Below are 21,085 nucleotides of genomic sequence, written 5' to 3'. Positions count from 1 at the left end.
ACACTATATGCACGGTCAGCCGACTGACGGTATGGCTCCCAGGCCGCTGACTCTTCACCACTCTAGGCTACCAAGCCCCCTCTACCTCCAGGGCTTCCGCAAAGTCGGTTCAATTTTGAACCTGGATCAAATTGCTTCTGATATGGAATCGAAAAAGTCTATTTTCATTACTCGATGATCTTCGATTCAGAGTCGCTTTTTCTGTCAATAACAGAAATTGTGGTGTTCATTCTGCAATTTTGGGACTTTGCGGTTGCCCTGCCTCTACCTCATTAGATTGGCTCTCTGAAAGACTTGCACTAAAGTGCATGGCTTAGGACCAGCGTATTCGGAGAGTGAAACCACTCGCCCTTGACGTTCTGGACGACCAGAAACCCAAGCTGTCAGGTACTGAGGCCGTCTGGGACACCCCCCCCTGTTTGCCAGCCGCTAGCACCCGAGGTTCAAAATGTTTTACCCTGAGCGCAAGTGAATGTCGTTGTCTTTGACCTTGAAACCACGGGCCTGTCGCCGGAAAAAGACGGCATCGTCGAAATTGGGGCCGTCCGAATTGTGGGCAACCGCATAGACGAGACCCTGAAGTACGAAACGCTGGTGCGCCCGACCACTGCCCTGGGCGAGACCATGCGGATTCCCTGGTATGCCGAGCGCGTTCACGGCATCTCGGACGCGATGGTGCGCTCGGCCCCCACCATCGACGAGGTGCTGCCGGAGTTTCTGGAATTTGTAGCGGGTGACGCGGTCGTAGCCCACAACATCGGCTTCGATGGCGGTTTCATGCGGGCCAATGCCCGACGCCTGGGCCTTAACTGGAGCCCGGCGGCCGAACTGTGTACGGTGCAGCTCTCGCGCCGGGCGTTTCCCCGTGAGCGCTCGCATAACCTGACTATGCTGGCCGAGCGCCTGGGGCTGGAATTTGCGCCGGGGGGCCGCCACCGCAGTTACGGCGACGTGCAGGTTACGGCGCAGGCGTATCTTCAACTGCTACAGCGGCTGGGTCAACCGGCCTGAACCCCTGCTCATACCCACCCGGGCTGAATCTCCCGATGTGGGGCATAAAATCCGCCTGGAAGAAGTAGGAAAAGTGCGGATTTTGGGGAACTGGAAGGCAGTCCGTATTACGCGCTTTTTTTCCAGCGGCCCTTGCCCCGGTGACCCACTTTATTACCCGCCTGAGTGGTGCGGCTGCGAACGCGCTCGTCGTCGTAACGCAGCATAACCGCCAGCCTTGCGCGGCTGATGATGTGGTGCGGCTGTTTGGGGACGAACGCGGTCACGATGTCCACATGGCCGTCGCGGTAGTGCTGCACGACCACATGCAGCGGCAGTTTGACCTGTTGCGCCTCGAAGTAGCCACACACCAGCCAGCGGTGGTCTTCGGGATACACGGCCCGCACCCGCCCCGAGAGCAGCACCTCTAGAATATCGTGCTCCAGAAACCCTTCGGCGCGGGCGTGCTGAGTGGCGTGGGAACAGACGTGAAAGCGGGCATCGTAGACCGCAGACCGCAGTTGATGGTGGGCGCGGCTTAGGCTGAAATCGTCCGTCGAGACGCCTTTGAGATCGGCCACCCGCTGCGGCTTGAGCGGAACTGGCTTGCCTGGGGGCGAATTGACGGGGTTTTTGGCCACTGGAAGGGGCGCACGGCGGGCGGCTTTCTCGGCCCGCGAAAGCTGGGCACGCAGGGCCAGCAGCTCGGTTCCGGCCTGAGCCTGTTTTTGCAGTGTACTGGCCTTTGCCGGGCCTGCTGGTGTGGGGGCAGCCCCCGTCCGACTGGTGTGTTTCGTCACGACCATCACCTCCCAAACGCTGCCCGGCCAGTTCTTCTGGGGGCAGTCGGGACACGCTGCCTTTTCCAAAAAGAAAACGCCCCTCAAACACGCTTAGCGGTGTTCGTGGGGTGGCAGGCAACGTACCCTGTTCAGGGCATAGAGCGACTATATCACGCACTCCCGATCACGCACTCCGGGCAGGCAACGCAAGAGGCTGTTTCTGGGGGTGCATCCCACCAGAATGGGACGGATGGCAAGGCAAGTCGTTTTTACTGTGTCGGTCAACTTTCCGCCGTTTCGCGGCTTTGCAAGTCCGCTCGGAGTGAGGCTGCAAGCGGCAGGTCCTTACAGAGTTTTACCGGCATACCTGTGGGCCAAGTTGCACACTGAAAGAGTCTGATGAGACGCACTCCCTGTTTCCCCTAAGCTAAGTACCCTGACAAAATCCTGGTTCCCTCTTGCCGTGGCACGCCGCTTCTTACAAGTCTGTAACTTCCAAGCTTGTTAGCCTGTGCCCTTTACGGTCAATATTAAAGCGATATGCATGAAGCCCTGTTGTCTGCCCTGAGTACCGTGAACGATCCTGAACTGCACCGCGACCTCGTATCGCTCGGCATGATCGAGTCGGCCAGTCTGGAACAGGGCGTGGCGCGGATCAAGGTCAACCTGACGACCCCGGCCTGCCCGCTGAAGGACAAGATCGAGGGCGATGTGCGCTCGGCTGTCATGCAGGTTCCCGAGGTGCAGGACGTGATCGTGACCTTTGGGGCGATGGTGCGGTCGGCGGCCCAGCCCGCGCTGCCGGGAGTCAAACATGTGGTGCTGGTAGGCAGCGGCAAGGGTGGCGTCGGCAAAAGCAGCGTGGCCGTCAATCTGGCCGCCAGTCTCGCGCGTGATGGGGCGCGAGTCGGGCTGCTCGACGCCGACGTGTACGGCCCCAGCGTCGCGCACATGATGGGGCAGTCGGGCGCTAAGGTCACGGCCAACGCCGAGCGCAAGATGCTGCCGATTGAGGCGCACGGGCTGAAATTCGTGAGCATGGGTAATCTCTCACCCGCCGGGCAGGCCCTGGTCTGGCGCGGCCCGATGCTGCACAGCGCTATTCAGCAGTTTATCAAGGACGTGGTCTGGGGTGAACTCGATTACCTGATCGTGGACCTGCCGCCAGGCACGGGCGACGTGCAGCTTTCGCTGACCCAGACCATTCAGGTCACGGGCGCGGTCATTGTGACCACTCCGCAGGACGTGGCCCTGATCGACGCGGCGCGGGCCATCGACATGTTCCGCAAGGCCAGCGTGCCGGTGCTGGGCGTGGTCGAAAACATGAGTTACTTCGTCGCGCCCGACACAGGTCTCACTTACGACATTTTTGGGCGTGGCGGCAGCCGCAAACTGGGCGACCAGTTCGAGTTGCTGGGCGAAATCCCCCTGGACACCGAGGTGCGCCGTGACGCCGACGCCGGGCAGCCGGGCGTGCTGGCGCATCCGAACACTCCGGCTTCACAGGCGCTGGTGCAGGTGGCCCGCAACTTGGCCGGGCAGATCAGTGTGCGTTCCCTGGCCTCTCTGCCAAACCAACTGACCGTCGTATGACCACCGCTTCCGCGCTGCCAGGCATCACAGAACGGACCAAAAAGCGTCTTCTGGAACTGGTCAACCGGCACGGTGGTCTGACGGCGCAGGAGCTGGCGCAAAAGCTGGAAGTCAGTGTCCCGGCGGCGCGGCGTCACCTCTCGGACCTTCAGGAGCAGGGTCTGATCGGCATGACCATCGAGCGGCCCAGCGGTCGTGGGCGACCTCAGCACGTCTTTACGTTGACCGAGCAGGGCGAAGCGACTTTCCCCAAGACCTATTCCACGCTATGTGCCGATATTCTGCGGCACGTCGAGCACTTGTTCGGTCAAGAGGCCGTTTTGAAGGTCTTCAATTCCCGCAGCGCCGAATTTGGGCAGCTCCTGCGGGCCATCGCTGCGCCAGAGCTTCCACTGGCCGAGCGGCTGGAGCGCCTGGCCGCCGTACTGACTGAGGCCGGTTTCGACGCCGTGGTCGAGTTCGACGGCACCGCTTACTATCTGATCCAGCGCAACTGCCCTAATCTGGCGGTGGCCCGGCAATTCAAGGCGCTGTGTATTTCGGAGCTGAATATGTATGCTGAGGTGCTGGGGCGACCTATCGAGCGTGACCAGAAGATTGCCTGTGGGCAGCGCATGTGCCGCTACCGTATCGCTGCGCTCTAACTGGCCGAGTCACGCGAGTTCTCTCCCCTTCTCAGAGGCCCTATGAAGAATGTTTTTATGCCGTCTATCGGTGACGAGTCCAGGCCGCTTTACAGCATAGTGGCGTGGCCCTCGGAGGCGCTCGACACCTGGATGACCCGGCAGCAGGAACGCCTTAACGTGCGCGGCTTTGGCCTGACGCACCTGAACCTGCGTGCACCTTTTCAGACGTCGCTGGAAAGTGAGGAGCTGGTTTCTGTGATGCGGGACGTTTTGCGCGGTCAGGACGCTTTCCCGGTGCAGATCAAGGGTTGGAAACGGTTGCCCAGCATCATCTTTCTGGAATGCGAACTTGATGAGACGCTGCGCCGCCTGCACGAGCGGGTACTAAGTGTCGGCCCATCAAGTCAGGCCCCTTTCGACGGCCCTCTCTACCGCCCGCACCTTACCCTGGCCCTCGGTGTATTGCCCTGGGCAAGCGACGAACTGTGGGAGAAAGTAGGGAGACTGGTTCCGCCAGCGCATGAATTTACTGTTAATGCGCTCAGTTTGACCAAAGAAGAACGCGGCGAAGTCCAGGAACTGCATACGTTTCCGCTTAATCCTTGAAGCAACTGCACCGACGGCCAGTGTCTCATACAAATTCCGATTGAATCCGAAACTGCTGGATTCAATCGGAGCGGATGCAAGAAGGAAAATCCGGGTTTCGCGGTCTGCACCCGTAGAGCTGCCCGGCAAAGGCGCCTCTATTGCTTTTCTAGTTAGGCCAGAATTGAGCAGGGTTCGTATACCGATAAAGCAGCGGCTTCAGGCGGTGACGGGCACCTTGAGCATATTGCCCAAGCCTTCGAGGAACTTCTCGTAGCCCGCGAAGTCGAGCTGCTGCTCGTTGTCGCTCAGAGCAGTGGCGGGGCTGGGGTGAACCTCGACGTGAATACCGTCTGCGCCGACGGCTAGGGCGGCCTTTGCCAGCGGAATCAGCAGGTCGCGGCGTCCGGCGGCGTGGGTCACGTCCACGATCACCGGCAGGTGGGTCATCTGCTTGGCCAGGGCCACGGCCGAGAGGTCCAGGGTGTTGCGGGTCCATTTCTCGTAGGTGCGGATGCCGCGCTCGCACAAGATCACTTCATTGTTACCTTCGCTCAGCACGTATTCGGCGGCGTAGAGCCACTCTTCGATGGTGGCCGAGAGGCCGCGCTTAAGCAGCACCGGGCGGCGGGCACGGCCCACTTCGCGCAGCAGAGCAAAGTTGTGCATGTTGCGGGCGCCAATTTGCAGAATGTCGGCGTACTCGGCCACCACTTCCACATCTCTTGTGTCCATCACTTCGGTCACGAACAGCTGGCCGTTTTCCTTGGCGGCGCGTGCCCCGATAATCAAGCCGTCCACCCCCATGCCCTGAAAGCCGTAGGGGCTGGTGCGGGGTTTGTAAGCGCCGCCGCGCAGAATCCTGACGCCCTTACCTGCCAGAAATTGGGCGGTTTCGTCCATCTGCTCTTCGGACTCGATGCTGCACGGCCCGGCGATGATGATGGGGGGGTTGCCGCCGCCGATCTTCACACCGTCGATGTCCAGCACGGTGTCCTCGGCCTTGACCTTGCGCGACATCAGCAGCTGCTTTTTGTCATTGTTCTCTTCGAGGTCCAGGCTGGCCTTGAAGATTTCCTTGAAGATCGCCTTGACCGCTGCGCCCGTAAAGGGGCCGGGGTTAAGGCCTTCAAGTTCCTTGAGTTGCCTTTCCTCACGGGCGGGGTCGTAGTGGTTCGGGCGGCCCTCGGCGGTCTTGGCATGCCCGATCTGGGCGACAACTTCGCCGCGCCTGGACAGCAGCTTAAGCAGGTCTTTGTTGATCTGATCGATCTCGCTACGGAGTTCATCGATGCCGCGTGGTGAGTGGGTCATACCCCCAGTGTAAAAAAATTGGGTCGCCCACACCGTCGGCGCGACTAGTCAAATGCAAAGAGTTGTCCAGAAGCGAAACATTATTCGGCGCTTCCCGGCTCCTCGGCATTGACCATGTGAACAGCCACCCGCGCCAGTGCAGCGTAAATCTCGCGGGCTTCGGCCTCAGGAATTTCGGGCGTGCCTCGCAGAGCGGCGTTCATACAGGCCAGCCAGGCACGGGCACGGCGCGGCGTGATCTCGAAAGGCAGGTGCCGCGCCCGCAACCTCGGGTGGCCGAAGCGCTGCTGATACAGTGGCGGCCCGCCAAAGAAGCCGGTCAGAAAGGCCAGTTGCTTTTCGGCAGTGAGCGTCAAGTCGGCGGGAAAAATGGGGGCGAGGTCGGGATGCTGCGCCACCAGCGTATAGAAGCGCTCGATCAGCCGAGCCAGCGCTTCGGGGCCGACGCGGTCATATAGACTCCCGCCCTCGGAAAGCGAAATAGGGGCCGTCATGGTCGGCGTGCTGGCCTGCCCACTTGGCCTTGACGCTCTTGCACGCTGCCACCTGCCGGTCGGTCAGAGCGCGGGAATAGGTGCTGCTCAGGTCGCTGACGCAGCACACCGTCTGGCCGCCGACCTTGGGCTTTAGCCCGGCGATAAAGGTCGGTAGCGCCCCTTCGATGACATAAAAACGCAAAGGTGCGCCAGAGGTTCATACGGCTCATTCTAGAGAATCGGGAGAGGGAGAGGGGTTGCCGGAGCGGGTCGCCAGATAGTACGGACTCCGGGCGTGGAGTGGGCAAATTCCGCATCGAGTTTTCACGAGCCGGTGCTAAAAATAGATATGAAGCGACTCTCTTTGGCCCTCCTGACCCTTGCTGCAACAGCCCTGGCCCCGGTGGCGCTCGCGGCTGGCAGCGACACTGCCCGCACCCCCGAAGAAGTGTTGGCCGGGTGCAACCTGACGCCCGAGCAGGATCAGGCCAACGCACAGGTAGCGGTTCGTAGCTCGGCCAAGAGCACGCTGGCAGCGGCGGCGGCCATGTACAAATCGAGTTACAGCGCCGTAAGCTACGACCTGAACGTCGGCCCGGCCAGCATCAATGGCGACAGCGCCACCGTGCGCGGCAGCATTACCCTGCGGGCCACCAACGTCGCCACGAAACAGCCTGTGGGCGGCACCTACAGCGGGGTGGTCAACCTGACCCGCACGGGCTGCCACTGGGAAGCCACCGGCTACGCACGCGGTTGAGTCACTGAGTCACAGATTCTCCGGTCGACACAGGAAGCGCGGCGCTCAGTTCCGGTGACTGACCGGCAAAACCAACTTTGAAGACCTTCAGACGCTTTCCACGAAGTCCACGGAAGTGTATCTGGGAGCTACTTCTGCCCCTGGTTTCAGCGGCAACGCCGGATTGAAATGATTGAGCAGAACGCCTGATCCAGCGATATCCAGGCTAAATTTCAATTCTGTCAGAAGTGATCTGATAGCCTGCCCACATGTTCGAGTCGTTGGGAAACAAGTTGCAGGACATCCTGGATCGGGTGGGCCGTGAGAGCAAGCTGAGCGAGGCACAGGTCAAAGCCACCATGCGCGAAATCCGTATGGCCCTGTTGGAAGCCGACGTGAATTTTGGGGTCGCCAAGGATTTTGTTGCTACCGTTTCCGAAAAGGCCGTGGGGCAGGAGGTGCTGGGCAGTCTCAACGCGGGCCAGACCATCGTCAAGCTGGTACACGACGAACTGGTCGAGACGCTGGGCGGCAAGACTTCTCTACCCGAGCTGAGGACCCAGGGCAATGTCTGGTTCATGGTCGGCCTTCAGGGAGCCGGGAAAACCACCAGCACGGGCAAACTGGCCTCGTACTACAAGGGCAAGGGGCGGCGCGTGCTGCTGGTCGCCGCCGACACCCAACGCCCGGCGGCGCGTGACCAGCTCGAAGTGCTGAGTAAGCAAGTCGGCGTGCCGGTGCTCAAGGTAGCCGACAACGAAACCCCCCAGGAAACCAAGCGCCGGATTGACGAGCACCTCAAAAACGATTTCCGCGACCTCGTTATCGTGGACACGGCGGGCCGCCTTCAGATTGACGCCGCCCTGATGAGTCAGCTCGCCGCGCTGCAACAGGAACTCGGCCCCACTGAAACGCTGCTGGTCGTGGACGCCATGACCGGTCAGGAAGCGCTGAACGTGGCGCAGGCTTTCGATGAGCGGGTCAATGTCTCGGGCCTCATCATGACCAAGATGGACGGCGACGCACGTGGGGGCGCGGCCCTCTCGGCGCGTGCGGTCACGGGCAAACCGATTTACTTTGCCGGGGTCAGCGAAAAAATCAGCGGCCTGGAGCCGTTCTACCCCGACCGGGTGGCCGGGCGCATCCTGGGCATGGGCGACGTGATGGGCCTGATCGAGCGGGCGCAGCAGGCTGATCTTAAGGCCGTAGAAGCCCAGAAGGCGGGCGACTTCGACCTGGAAGACCTGATGAACCAGTTGCGCCAGATTCGCAAGCTAGGGCCGCTGGGCGACCTCATGAAGATGATTCCCGGCATGAGCCGCGCCCTGCCCGAAGGCTTTAGCATCGATGAAAAGCAGCTTCAGCGCATCGACGCCATGATTTCCAGCATGACCGCCAAGGAGCGGCGCAACCCCAAGATCATCGACGGCAAACGCCGCAAGCGCATTGCGGACGGCAGCGGTTCGAGCGTGCAGGACATCAACAAGCTTCTGAAGATGCATGAGCAGATGAAGGAAATGATGAAGATGCTTCAGAAGATGTCGGGCAGCGGGGCCAAGGGCATGCGCGGCATGAAACCCCCCAAGATGCAGAACCTGCCCCCCAGCCTGAAAAAGTAAGTGCGGTACGCTCGCCTCCGGCCAGGTTGCGTGGGCATGGTAGGCTGCCTGAAGTCATGATCTCGCCTCTTTGCAAGTGTGTCTTTAGTGGGCAGGTGGCCCGAAGATGATGTTCGTCGCCGCGCTGCTGTCCTGGTTTCTGGTCGGGCTGTTCATTCGTATCAGCCGGTCGCGGGGCTGGGGCCAGCCGATCCGTGCTGAGGGGCCAGAGTCGCACCTCAAGAAGGTCGGAACGCCCACGGCGGGCGGCGTGCCATTTACCCTGGCACTGGCACTGGTCTTTTTCTGGCTTTACCTGACGCACCGAATGACCGACCCGCGTGAACTGCTGATTATGTTCACGGCGCTGGGCATGGGCGTGATCGGCGGTCTCGACGACGTCTTTAAGGTGCGCTGGCAGATGAACGGCGGCAAGACCAAAAAGGAGTTGCTGGCCCGCGAAAAATTTCCTTTGCAACTGATTGTGTCGCTGGCCTTCGCATGGTTCGCCGCGCCGCTGGCCGCGCATGAACTGGTGCCGGGGCTGGGCGGCTTCGCGGGTGTGCCAGTCTGGGACATTCTGCTGCTGACCTTCGTAATGCTGGGGTCCGTGAACGCCTTCAACTTCACGGATGGCCTCGACGGACTGCTGGGCGGTGTGGGAATCATCGTGCTGCTGCCGCTGCTGGCCCTGTCGCCAGCCGCCGCACTGATGGTGGCAGTGCTGCTAGGTTACCTGTGGTTCAATGCCCACCCCGCCCGCGTGTTTATGGGCGATATGGGCAGTCACGCCATCGGCGCGGTGGCAGCGGGGGCCTGGATTTTGTATGCCGACGTCTGGCTGCTGCCTGTGGTGGCGCTGATCCCGGTGCTGGAAGTGCTGAGCGTGGCGTTACAGGTCGCCTATTTCAAGCGCACTGGGCGGCGTATTTTCCGTATGACGCCTATTCACCACCACTTCGAGAAGCTGGACACGCCCTGGCCAGAAACGCACATCACCATGCGCTTTTGGGTCATTACGGCCATGATGACGGCGCTGGCGTGGTGGCTGCTGGGGGGCCGTCCTTAACATTTTCTATCGCTCAGATCAGGGCGCGTTCTCCGCAGCCGTCTTTTGTCGTAACGACTTGGCGCGTCAATTGGGCAAAGTAGAGGGTAAGTTGCTGAGTTGACTTTGCGCCAACCCTGCTTCTGGACAGCTTTTCTAAGCAGGTGCTTTCCTGTGACCGACTCGCCTGAACAGCGCGCCCACGCCCCAGGGCTGGATGGGAGAGAATGTCTCTTATGACCACAGAGCAGCAGCGCCACATCGCCTTCGATTGGGGCGGCGTCTTTACTATCGGCACTTTCGACGGACGCAGCACGCAGAATATGGCCGACCGCAGCGGCCTAGACGTGCAAAAGATCCGTGAAAGCTACTTCCGGCATATTCGCCAGCTGGAAGTCGGGGCCTGGACGCTGCCACAGTTCTGGGACACCATGCAGCAGGAAACCGGAATCACGCTGCCGTATGCCGAATTCGAGCCGCTGTACCTGGGCAGCATTTCCGACAACCTGCCCATGTACGCCACACTGGCGGCTCTGCCGGTGGGTGTGCGCGTGGGCCTGCTGAGCAACAATTACCCGGTGGTCAGCGACCATTTGCGGCGTGACCCGCGTTTTGGGCGCTTTGACGCGCTGGTGTTTTCCAACGAGATCGGCCACAAGAAGCCCGCCCCTGAAGCCTTTGCCGCGCTGGAGCAGAAGATGGGTCTGCCCGCCGCACAGGTAGCCTTTGTAGACGACGTGCAGGAAAACATCGACGCCGCCAATGCATTCGGCTTTCACGGAATTCTGTATCACCACGACTCCCATGAACAGTTCGAGCAGAAGCTAAAAGACTGGCTTCAGCGCTGAGCCAGCGAATACTGCTCCAGCTATCATTGGCGTGTCCCCCGGTCTCTTGCTGCGCGGCAAAGAGGCTTATTGGGTGGCCATTATGGAGTAGCAAACCTGCGTGTTCGCCACGAAACTAATCACCGTGCGCCCGCCTTTGCCCCGCCGCGTGTTTGTACCGGTGGGCAAAAGGGCGCTTCCAAACGGCCTTTTCGCTGCGCTTTGAGCCGGGGCAAAGGCTAAGGGAAGCGGCGCGGCGAGTCTGGGCCACAGACCTTATGGTCGCGCTTCCTGCTGCCTAGGCGCTGATGGTCAGGCTTTTTCGTCTAGCACTTCCAGAAAGCTGCCGTACAGGTCAGCCAGCTGATCTGAAAAGCCGTAGCCGAAGCTGTCGGCCTCTTTGACCAGTTGCCGCAGCCGCTCAAATGGAATCTGATCGCGGGGCAAGCCGGCCGCCCGTTTCAGGGCCTGCTCGAAGACGCCTTCCATGCTGTTGTAGTTATTTTCGGGCCAGTCGCCGTAAGCGTGCAGGCAACGCACGCCCGCCTCGACATACTGCAATTCGGCGTCCAGGGCCTGGGTGGGCGCGGCGACCTTGATATACGCGCCGAGTGCTTTTTTGGCCCCGCCGACTTTCATGGTTGGCAGACGGCCCGAGACCCGAAAAGCCTTCTCCAGTTCGCTCTGAAATTTGCTCAGCAGTTCGGAGGTATCGCCCTCCAGTTTGGCGGTCAACAGCCGTTTGTTGTCGGTGCTGGCAGCAAACAAGTCTTCGATGAGTGCGCGTAATTCGGGGGCGTCCATATCTCCGAGCATGTTTCGCAGATTCCTTTTGCTCAGGGGCATGGCCTGATCATAGCTACCAAGTGGTGTACTTCTCTAGGTGGTGTACTTCCACGTGTCAGGAGTACACCACTATTTTTAAGCGTAGGGCGGGTGCAGACTGTCCTCACTGAAACGGAGGGAAGCTACCCAGGCAACCGCGCAGAGCAGCGTAAATGATCTCCCCACGGTGGGCGAGACACCTCACATTCACCCTTCAGACAAGGAGTACACCATGACCCCGACCCCCAAAACCCCCGCTGAAATTCTGGAAAAAGCCTGGAAGTCCGACGAGCGCTGGCACGGCATCAAGCGTAACTACACCGCCGCCGACGTCGAAAAGCTGCGCGGCAGCCTGCCCATCGAGTACACCCTCGCCAAGCACGGCGCTAACAAGCTGTGGAAGCTGATGAAAGATGAGCCGTTTGTGAACGCGCTGGGCGCCCTGACCGGCAACCAGGCCATGCAGCAGGTTAAGGCTGGACTCAAGGCGATTTACCTCAGCGGCTGGCAGGTCGCCGGTGACGCCAACAACTCTGGCCAGATGTACCCCGACCAGAGCCTTTACCCCGTCAGCAGCGTGCCCGACGTGGTCAAGCGTATCAACAACACCCTGCGCCGCGCTGACCAGATTCAGCATAGCGAAGGCAAGCACGACGTAGACTACTTCGCGCCCATCGTGGCCGACGCCGAAGCCGGATTCGGTGGCCCCCTCAACGCCTTCGAACTGATGAAGGCCATGATCGAAGCGGGCGCGGCAGGCGTGCACTTTGAAGACCAGCTCGCCAGCGAGAAGAAGTGTGGTCACCTGGGCGGTAAGGTGCTCGTGCCGACCAGCCAGTTCATTCGCACCCTGAATGCCGCTCGCCTCGCCGCCGACGTGTCTGGCGTGCCCACTGTGCTGATTGCCCGCACCGACGCCGACGCCGCCAACCTGCTGACCAGCGACGTGGACGACAACGATAAGCCCTTCTGCACCGGTGAGCGCACCCCCGAAGGCTTCTACTACGTTACGCCCGGCATCGACCAGGCCATCAGCCGCGCCCTGGCCTACGCCCCTTACGCCGACGTCATCTGGTGCGAAACCAGCGTGCCCAACCTGGAAGACGCTAAGAAGTTCGCCGACGCTGTGCACGAGAAGTTCCCCGGCAAGCTGCTGGCCTACAACTGTAGCCCCAGCTTCAACTGGAAAAAGAACCTGGACGACGAAACCATCGCCAAGTACCAGGTCGAACTGGGCAAGATGGGCTACAAGTTCCAGTTCATCACCCTGGCGGGCTTCCACGCCCTGAACATGAGCATGTTCGACCTGGCCTACGGCTACGCCCGCAACCAGATGACGGCCTTCGTGGAGTTGCAGGAGCGCGAATTTACCGCCCAGGAACGCGGCTTCACCGCCGTGCGCCACCAGCGCGAAGTCGGCACCGGCTACTTCGACCTCGTGTCGCAGGCGGCGAGCGGCGGCCTGAGCAGCACCACTGCGCTGGCAGGCAGCACCGAAGCCGAGCAGTTTGCTCACGCCTGAATCTAAAACCCATTAAGTCATAGCAGTCGCCGGGGAGGGCCTTGAAAGGGGTTCTCCCCGGCGACTTTTGGATGACGCCTTGCTGGGCTGGCTGCACTAATCTCAGCCCATGTTCAGGCTGCGGCTCCTTCTGACTACTCTGCTGACCATGCTGGCCCTGCTGCGGCCCAATGCGGCGGCCCAGCAGGTGCAGACCCTCAAATCCGGCGACTGGACGGTCACGCTCACGCCCACGCAGCCCGGCAGCAATCACTGGTATCAGGCGGGCAAGCTGGAGATTCAGGGAACAGGCGAGGGGATTCGGGGGGTGGAAACGTCGCAGCTGCGTGGCGCGATGCTGGGCGAAATCAGCCCCAATGGGCGGTGGGTCAGCGTGCTGCACACGGGCGGCGGGTACGCGCAACTGTGGAACACCGCCACCGCCGAACGCAAATTCACCCTGCTGGCCCACGACAAAAAGTCTTATTACGCCCGCGTCGCCGCCTTCTCGCCCGATTCACGGCGGGTGGTGTTTTATTCCTACCCCTATGAACTGAGCCTCTGGGACACGGCGACGGGCGAGCGCGTGAAGCTGCTCAGCGACGTGCGAAAGGGGAAGTGGTGGACAGCCGACGCGGGCGTGGTATTCAGCCCCGACGGCAAGAGCTTTGTGCTGACGGGCGGCGGAGGCGCAGCGCAACTGTTCGCCACGGCCACGGGCGACCTGCTCCAGACCTTTGACCGGCCCTGGCAGTCTTTTGGCCCCGGCTATCCGGGCAGATTCTGGCGCGGGGCGACGGCGGCGGTGTTCAGCCCCGACGGCAAAAATCTGGCGGTGCTCTACGCGGGCGGTCAGGCGCGGCTGTACGACGTGACCGGGGCGCAGGCGCTGGCAAAAGCGAACTGGACACTGGGCGACTACAAGCCCTCGCAGATGCGCTTCTGGTCTGGAAAACTGACCCTGAACGGGCGCGAGTTGAGCGGGACGGCGGGGAGTGGCCTGGGCTTCAGGCTGAGGTTCTGAGAGCCGCACGACTTTTGGATGACGCCTTTCCAGTCCCGCCCGAACTACCCTGAACCATGTTCGCCCTGCTGCTAGCCGCCGCCATGACGGGCACTTACATCTACCCGCCTGACCCAGCCACCACGCCCCTGCCGCCCACCATCACCGTGGATTTTGGCGCGGGGGGCAAGGTCACCCTGCCCAGGCCGAGGCCCGACCTAGACGTGTCGGCAAGTCACAAAACCTTCTTTTCGCCGAGTCGGGACGCCGCCGCCCTGCACTTCTGCTGGGACATTCCCAAGTACGCCTTTTGTCAGGTGTGGCTGGCCCGCCCCGGAAAAGCCGCGCAGGAACTTAGGAACAGCGTCGTGAATACTGTGCTCTGGACACCCGACGGCCAGTATCTGATTGGTGCGGGTAACAACACCGTGCGGCTGTGGAATCTGGCGGGTGGCCTGCGCGTTACCACTCCAAAGGGGCCAACGCTGCCGGGGCAGAGTCCCTCGGCAGACATCACCGGCATGAGGCTCAGCGGGCAGACGCTGTGTGTTTTTCTGCGCGAGGATTGGTACAGGCCGGACGCCAGCGGGCACATCACGCAGACTAACTTGACCACCGTGCGGTACGCTCTGCCGTCGCTGCGTCGGCTGGGTGCTCAGTCCACCGTCTCCGCAACCACTGGCCCCCGGAGAACCGGAATCTCTGCCTGCCTGTCCCGCGCTAACCAGCAGGCAGCCCCGCACACCGCAGTCCCGGCGTAGACTCCCGCCATGCGTTCCCGCCCCGGCCTCGCCACCCCCCATTCAGACACGCCCCGGCCTCAGCGCGACCCCCGGCAACTCGCCCGCCTGTTGGTCTATACCCGGCCTTACCGCGCCCTGTTCGTGCTGGGCGTGCTGGCGACCCTGCTGTCCAGCGGCCTGGGGCTGGTCTTTCCCCGGCTGTTCGGCACCCTGATAGACGCTTCCTTTCTGAAGATCGGCAGTACCGACACTAGCCAGCTTGACCGCACCGTGCTGATGCTGCTGGGGATTTTTGCGCTCTCGGCGTGCTTCGGGGCGGCGCAGGCGTATCTGCTTTCGCGGGTGGGGGCCAGCGTGGTGGCCGACCTGCGGCGGGCGGTGTTCTCACACTTGCTCACCCTGTCGCCCCGATTTTTTGGCGACCATAAGACCGGCGACCTCACCAGCCGCCTGACCAGCGACGTGAGCACCGTGCAAACCGTGACCAGCACCGCACTGGCGCAACTGTTTTCGCAGGGCGTGACGCTGGTCGGGTCAGTGGGCCTGCTGATTGCCACCAGCGCCCGCCTGAGCCTGCTGACGCTGGCGGTGATTCCCTTCGTAATCGGTACAGCTTTTGCCATTGGGGGGCGCATTCGCAAGGTCAGCCGCGAGGTCCAAGACGCCGTGGCGCAGGCCAATGGAGACGCCGAGGAAGCCATTAGCGGTGTGCGGGTCGTCCAGAGTTTTACCGCCGAAAACGCCGAGCGCAGGCGCTATGGCGTGGGCGTGCAGGCCAGTTTTCTGGCGGCGCTGCGGCGGGCGGTGTTGCAGGCGGCGATGTCGGGGGCCATGAGCTTCCTGACCTTCGGGGCGCTGGCGCTGGTGCTGTGGTATGGCGGGCGACAAGTGATGGCCGGGGACATAACGCCGGGCAATCTGGTCACGTTCCTGTTTTATGCGATGCAGGTCGGCATTACAGTCGCGGGCCTAACCGGGGTGTTCAACCAGTTTCAGGAGGCGCTGGGGGCGTCCAGCCGCATTTTTGAACTGCTGGACGAACAGAGCGACCTGCCCGAAGCCGCCGCGCCCCAGCCCCTGGCCCGCGCCGAGGGACGCGTGACCTTTGAAAACGTGAGCTTTCAGTACGGCGGCCAGCCCATGCTGCGCGGCGTGAATATGAATGTGCCCGCTGGTCAGGTGGTGGCGCTGGTGGGGCCGAGCGGGGCGGGCAAAACCACGCTTGTTAACCTGCTGCCGCGCTTTTGGGATGTGTCGGGGGGCGCGGTTCGGGTAGACGGTCAGGACGTGCGGGCCTACTCGCTGACTAGCCTGCGCCGACAGGTGGGTCTGGTGCCGCAAGAAACCCTGCTGTTCAGTGGGACGATTGCCGAGAACATCCTGTATGGCCGCCCTGACGCTACCCCCGCCGAGATACAAGCGGCAGCCGAGGCCGCCAACGCCCACACTTTTATTTCGGCTTTTGAACACGGTTACGATACGCTGGTCGGTGAGCGCGGCGTCAAACTTTCGGGCGGGCAGCGGCAGCGCGTCGCCATTGCGCGGGCGATTCTCAAAGACCCCCGGATCCTGATTCTGGACGAGGCCACCAGCGCCCTGGACAATGAATCTGAGGCGCTGGTGCAGGCCGCACTGGAACGCCTGATGGTGGGCCGCACCACCTTCGTGATTGCCCACCGCCTGAGCACCATCCGCAACGCTGAGCGCATCCTGGTGATGGACGCCGGGCAGGTCGTAGCTGACGGCACGCACGAACAACTGCTGGCGCAGGGCGGGCTGTACCGCGACCTCTACGAATTGCAATTTAGGCAGTAGCAGGAATTGGGTAGTTCGCGGGAACTAAGGACAACCAAGTTTGCGTAAAGACAAACCGAGCGGACTCGTAGAGCTGCGCCGCAGAGCGAGTATGGGAAAAGGTGCGGCCAGCACTGTCCTGTCAGACCGATGGTCATGGCGGGCCAGCTTTGGTCTGGCCTCCTGGAGAGAGTTCTGTCAGTCGTTTCACCGCTATGCTGCGAAGGTGAGTCTTCAACTCAATCTGGCGACCCTGACCGAGGGCGAACTGCTGTCGCTGTTCGGAGCGCAGGAGCTTCAGCGGCGGCTGCCGGAAATCAGCCGCGCCCGCCTGGAAGGTCACGCGCTGCCCGGCCCGGCGATTCCCGAAGTACTGCCGGATGAACCGGCACCAGACCAGCCGGGGCAACTCTGGGGAGCCACCCCCGAACAGAGCCGCGCCCTGAGCGTGCTGGACGCCGAACTACTAAACTTGGGCGCAGAGCGGGGCAACGTCTACCGTTTGCCGAGCGATGACCTGTTAGTCCGCGCCTACACGCTGGGAGACGTGGCCCTCGCCGTTCACTGGAACGAGGGGCAGGGTACGGCCCGCACCGTGCAGCCCCGGCTGCGGCTGCTGACGTGGCTGCGTGACCGTGCCAGCGGTCTGGCCTGTGTTCTGACGACCGATGCCCAGACCCAGCCTGTACCGTCCCCGAGTGAGGAAATGGATGTTCACCAGCACCCCGGGGCCAGCCCCGCAGAACTGCTCAAACTGCATCAGCAGTATGTGCTGCGGCTCGGGCGGGCACAGAAGTTACCGGAAGGTGGCTGGCTGGCCGTATGGCAGGCGGCACACGATCTGAATCTGGCTGCCTGGGAACGCCGGGCAGTACTGATCACCCCGGGCTGATGGAAGCAACTGGCTCATTTGAGGAGGCTCTTGCCCACCCAGATTTTGTCCCCAGCCCTGGACGGTAGCGAGGCGAGGGGGCAAAGCTGCTCTCAATAGCCTCCCAGGTTTGAGCAAGCAAGCCCGCTTGTCCCTCACCGTCCAGACTTCAGCCGAGCGCCTTGAGTGCACGTTCCAGCAGCGTCGCGGGCGTACTGGATGCACCGACCACCAGCGTGATCACGTCCGTTTCGGCCCCAGTAGGACGCTCCAGCGTCGCCAGTTGAGACGCCAGCAGACCCGTCCCCGCGTAATGCCCTTGACGCTCAAGCAGGCGCGTCCAGAGCACCTCTTCCGGCAGGTCCAGAAAGATGAAGTGAACCGGCCCAACCCGCAGCACGTCGCGGTAGGCCCGTCTGAGGGCAGAGCAGGCCAGCACCACCCGCGCCCGCGCCTGCGGGGTGTGAAAGTCGTCGGCGTCCAGAAAGTCGGCCTGTAAAGGAGCAGCCAGCCCACGCCCGAGCGTGGTTTTTCCACTGCCCGCAACGCCCATCACGACCATTTTCGCTGTGCTGGGCTGAGGCATCCTGTTAGTCTAAGGAATGCTACAACTCGATGCCAACCAGACGGCCCAACTTCTGCCCTACCCCGTCCTGGTCGCAGCACTGGAGCAGGCCGTGTTGGACTATGCCAGCGGCACCATCGTCTGCCCGGAGCGGCTGGTGGTCGCCATGCCGGGCGGCCTACTGCTCTCGATGCCTGCCACTGCCCCCGACGTGACCATCCACAAACTGTTGACCATCTGTGGCGGCAATCCGGCGTTGGGCCTGCCGACCATTCAGGGCGAGGTCACGGCCTATGACCCGCACAACGGCCAGAAACTGCTGGCGCTGGATGCCCCCACAGCCACCGCCCGGCGCACCGCCGCCATCTCGATGCTGGGGATTGGCGCCCTGCACGGCCAGCCGCGTGAAATGGTGCTGATCGGCACCGGGGCGCAGGCCGCCGGACACGTTGAAGCCGTCGCCGCCGTCTTTCCGGAGGCCCAGTTGTGGGTCAAGGGAAGTGCGCTGCCCAGGGCACAGGCGTTCTGCCAGCGCGTCGGCGGGCAGGCGCGGGCTACCGACCAGCTCCCGGAAAGCGCCGACGTGATCATCACCACGACCAGCAGCAAGACCCCGGTGTACGACCTGCCCGCCCGCGCTGGCCGCCTGATCGTGACGGTCGGAGCCTTTACACCCGACGCCGCCGAGATCGCGCCCGCCACCGTGCAGGGCAGCCGCCTTTATGTAGATGACCCCGCCGGTGCCCCCCATGAAGCCGGGGACTTTATCCAGGCCGGAATCGACTGGAACACGGTGCATTCGCTGGCGCAGGCCCTCCGGACAGCGCCGCCCCAGGATCAGCCGATTCTGTTCAAAAGTGTGGGCTGCGCGGCCTGGGACCTCGCGGCCTGCCGGGTGGCGCTGGCACAAAACCGTACACTGATGACCAGCTAATGCAGGTTTACAAGTCGGATTGAATCCAACATTGCCCGGTTCAATCGGAATCTAACTCAGTTTTTACGGGCCTTCTGGAGTTTTTCCGGGCCTTCAGGAGTTCTTCCAGCCGCGCCACGTAGCCTTCCAGCGTGCGGAAAGTCGCCTGCACCGGCTCCGGCGAGAGCATGTCCACGCCCGCTTCCCTGAGCGCGTCGATGGGGTCGAGGCTGCCGCCCGATTGGAGGAACTTGAGGTAGCTTTCGCGGGCGCCTTCCGGGTCGGCGCCGAATTTTTCGAGCAACTGGTGCGCCGCGCTGATTCCGGTGGCGTACTGGTAGGCGTAGAAGTTGGCGTACAGGTGGGTTGAGAACTGCGCCCACAGGATGCCGCTGCGCTCGCGGTCCATCGTCACGCCGTCGCCGTAGCCCTGCTGGAGCAGGTCAGCAGTCAGGTCGATCAGGTCGGGGGCGCTGAGCGTCCCGCCCGCCTCGATGCGGCGGTAGGCTTCCAGCTCGAACGCGGCCAGCGTGGGCATGATGAAAAAATAGCGGTGAAAGTTGCTCAACGCTTCTTCGATAATGGCGACCTCAAACTCGGTATCGCCCGCCGCCCGCGCCTTTGCCAGCAGGTTCTGGCGGCTCATGGCCTGATTGAAGTTGCTGGCGACCTCAGCATGAAACAGCGTGTAGCGCGGCACCGAGTTGGGGTGTTCGCGCGTGGACAGCAGCGAGTGCATACTGTGGCCGATCTCGTGCGCCAGCGTCGAGTAACTGCCTACGTTGCCGTTCCAGGTCATGAAGATAAAGGGCTTGACCCGCCCGCCGCCATTGCTGTACGCGCCCTGGCGTTTGCCGTCATTCTCGGCGTAGTCCACCCAGCGGTCTTCCGTGAGGCCAAACCGCATGTCCTTGACGTACTCCTCGCCCAGCGGGGCCATGCCCTCGCAAATCCAGTCGACCGCCTGCGCGTAGCTCACCTCTCGCTGCGGGACCAGCGACGCCTTCACGTCGTACTCGCGCAGTTCATCCAGGCCCAGCCACTCGCGCCGCACCTTCCAGTAGCGGTGCCAGACCGGCATGTTGGCGCGGTAGGTGCCCAGCAACGTGGTGACCACGGCGGTGGGAATGTGGTCGGGCGCAAGGCTGGCGGTAATCGCGTCGGGGTAGTGGCGGGCGCGGGCCAGAAAGACGTTCTGCCGCACGTTGGTGGCGTACATGGCCGCCTGCGAGTGCTTGACCGCCAGGTGCGCGTCGGCGTAGTTTTCCCAGGCCTGGCGGCGCACTTCGCGGTCGGGGCGGCTGCTCAGGGCGTCCACATTGCCCTGGGTGACCTTCTGGCCGCCCGCCGTCCCGAACTGCATATCCATGTTCGCCAGCGCCGGGTGAATGCCGCGCTCGCTAGCAAAAGGTGCCTGCACCGCGCCCAGCAGTTCCTCGATCTCGGCAGAACGCACGTGGGGTTTACTGCGAAGGATGCGTTCGGCGCGGATTTTGTGGTCTTTGAACTCGGGGCGCTCCAGCCAGCCGCGCAGTTGAGCTTCGTCCAGCGCCAGCAGTTCCGGCTGAGCAAAGGCCGCCGCCGCGCTGTACTGCGAGATGATGCCGCTTGCCCGGTCACGCCGCGCCGCCGCCACGCTGTCGGTACCGTCCACGCTGGCGTTCATGCTGGCATACGACATGAAACGCGAGAGCCGCAGCGAAAGCGCGTCGTTTTCGGTCAGGAAAGCCAGCAGCGCCCCAGGGCTGTCGCCCAGCTGTCCCGCGTGGGCACCCAGGGCGTGAATGGCCCCCATCAGCGCCTCAGCTTCGGCTTCCCAGTCCTGCGGAGTGGCATAGAGCGCCGCGATATCCCAGGTCTGTTCACTGGGTACTTCCGAGCGCTTAGGTAACGTCACCTGTTGGGTTGTCATAGTGCGAGGCTAGCAGATGACCCCCAAGCGGCGAGCGGAAAGCCGTCCAGCAAAGAGGAGCAGAGCGGTGCGCGGGCAGGCCATAGCTGGCGCGCCCAGCAGAGGTAAGCAGGCCCGAGAATTAACCCAAAGCAAACGGCCCCGGCTCGAAAATAGCCGCCCCAGCTTTTAAGGTCTGCTCTATGACCAGGGTTTTAGTCACCGCCGCCATGCTGCTGGCCCCGACTGTTCTGGGACAGGGGCTGAACCTGTTGCCCGACCAGATGAGCGCGGAGCAGAAGAAAAGGTACAGCGACCGGGCCAGGGCTTTCAGAGGCTGTCTGAGGCCCATATCGTCGGAGTATCCATGCTGCCCTCTTCATCAGGCGCACAATCGCTGGAGC

General features: G+C 62.4%; 22 protein-coding genes. 15 read left to right on the top strand and 7 right to left on the bottom strand.

Translation table 11 applies throughout. The features are described from left to right. Positions 1-468 precede the first annotated feature (468 nt). Positions 469-1,011, top strand: a complete 543-nt coding sequence (locus tag QZ269_RS07405; protein WP_291425884.1) for a PolC-type DNA polymerase III — start codon at positions 469-471, stop codon at positions 1,009-1,011. A 107-nt stretch (positions 1,012-1,118) separates the two neighbouring features. Here the strand turns inward: QZ269_RS07405 and QZ269_RS07400 are convergent, their stop codons facing one another. After that, positions 1,119-1,790, bottom strand: coding sequence for a DUF4258 domain-containing protein (locus QZ269_RS07400; protein WP_291425882.1), 672 nt, complete (start codon positions 1,788-1,790; stop codon positions 1,119-1,121). Between the two features lie 522 nt (positions 1,791-2,312). Here QZ269_RS07400 and QZ269_RS07395 point away from each other — a divergent pair. Genes QZ269_RS07395 through QZ269_RS07385 form a run of 3 tightly spaced genes read left to right on the top strand, consistent with a single transcriptional unit; the run spans position 2,313 to position 4,597 of the window. Next, complete coding sequence (locus QZ269_RS07395; protein ID WP_291425880.1) at positions 2,313-3,365, top strand: Mrp/NBP35 family ATP-binding protein; 1,053 nt, start codon at positions 2,313-2,315, stop codon at positions 3,363-3,365. Further along, positions 3,362-4,009 (top strand): metalloregulator ArsR/SmtB family transcription factor, encoded by a 648-nt coding sequence (locus QZ269_RS07390; RefSeq protein WP_291425878.1) that lies wholly within the window; start codon positions 3,362-3,364, stop codon positions 4,007-4,009. The genes QZ269_RS07395 and QZ269_RS07390 overlap by 4 nt, the downstream gene beginning before the upstream one ends. A 42-nt stretch (positions 4,010-4,051) precedes the next feature. Then, positions 4,052-4,597, top strand: a complete 546-nt coding sequence (locus tag QZ269_RS07385; RefSeq protein ID WP_291425876.1) for a 2'-5' RNA ligase family protein — start codon at positions 4,052-4,054, stop codon at positions 4,595-4,597. A 198-nt stretch (positions 4,598-4,795) separates the two neighbouring features. Here QZ269_RS07385 and QZ269_RS07380 read toward each other — a convergent pair whose 3' ends face one another. The 3 genes from QZ269_RS07380 to QZ269_RS07370 form a co-directional block, all read right to left on the bottom strand. Continuing rightward, entirely contained in the window at positions 4,796-5,890 is a 1,095-nt protein-coding gene (locus QZ269_RS07380; protein ID WP_291425874.1) for a bifunctional 3-deoxy-7-phosphoheptulonate synthase/chorismate mutase, read from the bottom strand. Between the two features lie 80 nt (positions 5,891-5,970). Beyond that, a complete protein-coding gene (locus QZ269_RS07375) occupies positions 5,971-6,384 on the bottom strand; it encodes a globin (RefSeq protein ID WP_291425872.1) in 414 nt (137 codons plus the stop codon). Continuing rightward, complete coding sequence (locus tag QZ269_RS07370; RefSeq protein ID WP_291425870.1) at positions 6,341-6,568, bottom strand: hypothetical protein; 228 nt, start codon at positions 6,566-6,568, stop codon at positions 6,341-6,343. The genes QZ269_RS07375 and QZ269_RS07370 overlap by 44 nt, the downstream gene beginning before the upstream one ends. Positions 6,569-6,715: 147 nt before the next feature. On the opposite strand from QZ269_RS07370, the gene QZ269_RS07365 reads away from it, so the two are divergent. The 4 genes from QZ269_RS07365 to QZ269_RS07350 all read left to right on the top strand — a co-directional run bounded on the left by QZ269_RS07365 (position 6,716) and on the right by QZ269_RS07350 (position 10,596). Continuing rightward, positions 6,716-7,123 (top strand): hypothetical protein, encoded by a 408-nt coding sequence (locus QZ269_RS07365; RefSeq protein ID WP_291425868.1) that lies wholly within the window; start codon positions 6,716-6,718, stop codon positions 7,121-7,123. 248 nt (positions 7,124-7,371) lie between these two features. Beyond that, positions 7,372-8,721, top strand: a complete 1,350-nt coding sequence (gene ffh / locus QZ269_RS07360; protein ID WP_291425866.1) for a signal recognition particle protein — start codon at positions 7,372-7,374, stop codon at positions 8,719-8,721. A gap of 106 nt (positions 8,722-8,827) precedes the next feature. Beyond that, positions 8,828-9,769, top strand: coding sequence for a phospho-N-acetylmuramoyl-pentapeptide-transferase (locus QZ269_RS07355; protein WP_291425864.1), 942 nt, complete (start codon positions 8,828-8,830; stop codon positions 9,767-9,769). Between the two features lie 206 nt (positions 9,770-9,975). Next, positions 9,976-10,596: an HAD family phosphatase gene (locus QZ269_RS07350; protein WP_291425862.1), complete on the top strand. Its 621-nt coding sequence runs from the start codon at positions 9,976-9,978 to the stop codon at positions 10,594-10,596. 291 nt (positions 10,597-10,887) lie between these two features. Here QZ269_RS07350 and QZ269_RS07345 read toward each other — a convergent pair whose 3' ends face one another. Then, positions 10,888-11,421: a hypothetical protein gene (locus QZ269_RS07345; RefSeq protein WP_291425860.1), complete on the bottom strand. Its 534-nt coding sequence runs from the start codon at positions 11,419-11,421 to the stop codon at positions 10,888-10,890. Positions 11,422-11,632: 211 nt separating this feature from the next. Here QZ269_RS07345 and aceA point away from each other — a divergent pair, with 211 nt between their 5' ends. From aceA to QZ269_RS07320, 5 genes are all read left to right on the top strand, one after another. Next, positions 11,633-12,922, top strand: coding sequence for an isocitrate lyase (gene aceA, locus QZ269_RS07340; protein WP_291425858.1), 1,290 nt, complete (start codon positions 11,633-11,635; stop codon positions 12,920-12,922). 109 nt (positions 12,923-13,031) lie between these two features. Beyond that, the gene (locus QZ269_RS07335; protein WP_291425856.1) at positions 13,032-13,925 is read left to right on the top strand and encodes a hypothetical protein; all 894 of its coding nucleotides are present in this window, start codon (positions 13,032-13,034) and stop codon (positions 13,923-13,925) included. 56 nt (positions 13,926-13,981) lie between these two features. After that, positions 13,982-14,665, top strand: a complete 684-nt coding sequence (locus QZ269_RS07330) for a hypothetical protein (RefSeq protein WP_291425854.1) — start codon at positions 13,982-13,984, stop codon at positions 14,663-14,665. A gap of 9 nt (positions 14,666-14,674) precedes the next feature. Beyond that, positions 14,675-16,462, top strand: a complete 1,788-nt coding sequence (locus QZ269_RS07325; protein ID WP_291425852.1) for an ABC transporter transmembrane domain-containing protein — start codon at positions 14,675-14,677, stop codon at positions 16,460-16,462. Between the two features lie 205 nt (positions 16,463-16,667). Further along, complete coding sequence (locus QZ269_RS07320) at positions 16,668-17,333, top strand: hypothetical protein (protein ID WP_291425850.1); 666 nt, start codon at positions 16,668-16,670, stop codon at positions 17,331-17,333. Positions 17,334-17,481: 148 nt separating this feature from the next. Here QZ269_RS07320 and QZ269_RS07315 read toward each other — a convergent pair whose 3' ends face one another. After that, positions 17,482-17,898, bottom strand: a complete 417-nt coding sequence (locus tag QZ269_RS07315) for a shikimate kinase (protein ID WP_291425848.1) — start codon at positions 17,896-17,898, stop codon at positions 17,482-17,484. A 16-nt stretch (positions 17,899-17,914) separates the two neighbouring features. On the opposite strand from QZ269_RS07315, the gene lhpI reads away from it, so the two are divergent. After that, complete coding sequence (lhpI, locus tag QZ269_RS07310) at positions 17,915-18,811, top strand: bifunctional Delta(1)-pyrroline-2-carboxylate/Delta(1)-piperideine-2-carboxylate reductase (protein ID WP_291425846.1); 897 nt, start codon at positions 17,915-17,917, stop codon at positions 18,809-18,811. A gap of 40 nt (positions 18,812-18,851) precedes the next feature. Here lhpI and pepF read toward each other — a convergent pair whose 3' ends face one another. After that, positions 18,852-20,702: an oligoendopeptidase F gene (gene pepF / locus QZ269_RS07305; RefSeq protein ID WP_291425844.1), complete on the bottom strand. Its 1,851-nt coding sequence runs from the start codon at positions 20,700-20,702 to the stop codon at positions 18,852-18,854. Between the two features lie 182 nt (positions 20,703-20,884). On the opposite strand from pepF, the gene QZ269_RS07300 reads away from it, so the two are divergent. Then, positions 20,885-21,085 (top strand): hypothetical protein (locus QZ269_RS07300; RefSeq protein WP_291425842.1); only part of this gene is annotated, 201 nt, incomplete at its 3' end.

It is taken from the genome of Deinococcus sp. (assembly GCF_018260405.1).
Classification (GTDB): Bacteria; Deinococcota; Deinococci; order Deinococcales; family Deinococcaceae; genus Deinococcus.
The sequence above is the reverse complement of the archived record's forward strand: the minus strand, read 5'-3'. Positions and strand labels throughout refer to the sequence as shown.

What these genes read in the sequence shown, in the direction of transcription:
- QZ269_RS07315 (WP_291425848.1), bottom strand. Translation starts at nt 17,898, where the DNA reads ATGCCTCAGCCCAGCACAGCGAAAATGGTCGTGATGGGCGTTGCGGGC.
- lhpI (WP_291425846.1), top strand. Translation starts at nt 17,915, where the DNA reads ATGCTACAACTCGATGCCAACCAGACGGCCCAACTTCTGCCCTACCCC.
- QZ269_RS07365 (WP_291425868.1), top strand. Translation starts at nt 6,716, where the DNA reads ATGAAGCGACTCTCTTTGGCCCTCCTGACCCTTGCTGCAACAGCCCTG.
- QZ269_RS07375 (WP_291425872.1), bottom strand. Translation starts at nt 6,384, where the DNA reads ATGACGGCCCCTATTTCGCTTTCCGAGGGCGGGAGTCTATATGACCGC.
- QZ269_RS07335 (WP_291425856.1), top strand. Translation starts at nt 13,032, where the DNA reads ATGTTCAGGCTGCGGCTCCTTCTGACTACTCTGCTGACCATGCTGGCC.
- aceA (WP_291425858.1), top strand. Translation starts at nt 11,633, where the DNA reads ATGACCCCGACCCCCAAAACCCCCGCTGAAATTCTGGAAAAAGCCTGG.
- QZ269_RS07345 (WP_291425860.1), bottom strand. Translation starts at nt 11,421, where the DNA reads ATGCCCCTGAGCAAAAGGAATCTGCGAAACATGCTCGGAGATATGGAC.
- QZ269_RS07330 (WP_291425854.1), top strand. Translation starts at nt 13,982, where the DNA reads ATGTTCGCCCTGCTGCTAGCCGCCGCCATGACGGGCACTTACATCTAC.
- QZ269_RS07395 (WP_291425880.1), top strand. Translation starts at nt 2,313, where the DNA reads ATGCATGAAGCCCTGTTGTCTGCCCTGAGTACCGTGAACGATCCTGAA.
- QZ269_RS07325 (WP_291425852.1), top strand. Translation starts at nt 14,675, where the DNA reads ATGCGTTCCCGCCCCGGCCTCGCCACCCCCCATTCAGACACGCCCCGG.
- QZ269_RS07355 (WP_291425864.1), top strand. Translation starts at nt 8,828, where the DNA reads ATGATGTTCGTCGCCGCGCTGCTGTCCTGGTTTCTGGTCGGGCTGTTC.
- pepF (WP_291425844.1), bottom strand. Translation starts at nt 20,702, where the DNA reads ATGACAACCCAACAGGTGACGTTACCTAAGCGCTCGGAAGTACCCAGT.
- QZ269_RS07380 (WP_291425874.1), bottom strand. Translation starts at nt 5,890, where the DNA reads ATGACCCACTCACCACGCGGCATCGATGAACTCCGTAGCGAGATCGAT.
- QZ269_RS07385 (WP_291425876.1), top strand. Translation starts at nt 4,052, where the DNA reads ATGAAGAATGTTTTTATGCCGTCTATCGGTGACGAGTCCAGGCCGCTT.
- QZ269_RS07390 (WP_291425878.1), top strand. Translation starts at nt 3,362, where the DNA reads ATGACCACCGCTTCCGCGCTGCCAGGCATCACAGAACGGACCAAAAAG.
- QZ269_RS07350 (WP_291425862.1), top strand. Translation starts at nt 9,976, where the DNA reads ATGTCTCTTATGACCACAGAGCAGCAGCGCCACATCGCCTTCGATTGG.
- ffh (WP_291425866.1), top strand. Translation starts at nt 7,372, where the DNA reads ATGTTCGAGTCGTTGGGAAACAAGTTGCAGGACATCCTGGATCGGGTG.